The sequence below is a fragment of the Micrococcus sp. CS26 genome (genome assembly GCF_055522295.1).
In genome coordinates, this window is record NZ_JBVFVY010000056.1 from 1 (window position 1) to 1,408 (window position 1,408).

Consider the following 1,408-nt stretch of genomic DNA (forward strand, 5'->3'; position numbering starts at 1 on the left):
GTCAAGTCCCTGGAAGTGGTGTAGCCGTCTTCGAGGTTGTAGGGGGCTTGTACCTGTCAGGTCTGCAGGGTCGGCATCACCTCCGTGCTCATCACGGTCTCTTGCTCCGTGGTCAGGGGCTCACGGCACCGGGCGAGCAGTTCCAGGCCGAGATACCGGCGGCCTTCGGCCCACTCATCGGTCTGCTCGGCCAACACAGCCCCGACCAGACGCACCACGGCATCCCGGTTCGGGAAGATCCCCACCGAGTCCGTGCGGCGCCGGATCTCCCGGTTCAGCCGCTCGGCAGGGTTGTTCGACCAGATCTGGGACCACACGTCCCTCGGGAACGAGGTGAACGCGAGGATGTCCTCTCGTGCTGCATCGAGGTGCCCAGCCACCGCGGGCAACCTGTCCTGCACGTAGTCCAACAGGCGCTCGAACTGGGCCTGCACGGCCGGCCCGTCGGGCTGGTCGTACACGCTGTGCAGCATGGCCTTCACCGCCGGCCACATGCTCTTCGGGGTCACGGCCATCAGATTCGCCGCGTAATGGGTGCGGCAGCGTTGCCACACGGCCCCGGGCAGGTTCGCCGCCACGGCTTCCACGAGGCCGCGATGGGAGTCCGAGGTCACCAGTGCCACCCCGGCCAGCCCCCGGGCCACCAGGTCCGCGAAGAACTCGTTCCACGCCGCACCCGTCTCCGTGGTGGCCACCCTCAGCCCGAGGACTTCGCGGCGCCCGTCGGCGTTGACCCCGGTGGCGACCATGGCCACCGCGTTGATCACCCGCCCGCCCTCTCTGACTTTCATGGTCAGGGCGTCGGCGGCGAGGAACACGAACGGGCCGGCCTCGCCCAGCGGCCGGTGACGGAAAGCCTCGATGTGCTCGTCCAACTCCTGTGCCATCCGGCTGACCTGGGACTTCGAGAGCGAGTCGATGCCCAGCTGCCGTACGAGCTTGTCCATGCGCCGGGTCGAGACCCCGGCCAGGTAGCAGTCCGCGACCACGGTGATCAGTGCGGACTCGGCCCGTTTGCGGCGCTCGAGCAGCCATTCGGGGAAGTACGTGCCGGCCCGGAGTTTGGGGATGGCCACATCGATCGTGCCGGCGCGGGTGTCCAGGGGTCGGTGGCGGTAGCCGTTGCGCTGCGCTGTCCGGTGTTCGGAGGGCTTGCCGTACTCGGCCCCGCAGACCGCGTCAGCGTCGGCGGAGAGCAGTGCGTTGATCACGGTCTGCAGCAGGTGGCGCAGCAGGTCTGGGGAGGCCTCCCCGAGAGCTTCGCGCAGCAGGCGTTCAGGGTCGACAATGTGTGGAGCGGTCATCGTGGTGATGTCCTTTCGAGAGTGCTGTGGAAGGTTCGCTCGAAGGCTCCCACGGTGACCGCGTCCGTCTCGAAGATGGTCGTGGCCACCGGGGAGGGTTACAC

1 protein-coding gene is annotated in these 1,408 nt (G+C 68.0%); it reads right to left on the reverse strand.

Going from position 1 to position 1,408, the window contains the following annotated elements; genetic code table 11:
- Window positions 1–56: 56 nt before the first annotated feature.
- Complete coding sequence (locus ACZ1IK_RS11170; RefSeq protein ID WP_011117090.1) at window positions 57–1,304, reverse strand: IS256 family transposase; 1,248 nt, start codon at window positions 1,302–1,304, stop codon at window positions 57–59.
- Window positions 1,305–1,408: the final 104 nt, after the last annotated feature.

Bases quoted from the DNA above. Each gene is read 5' to 3' on its own strand.
- ACZ1IK_RS11170 (WP_011117090.1), bottom strand. From the start codon at position 1,304: ATGACCGCTCCACACATTGTCGACCCTGAACGCCTGCTGCGCGAAGCT.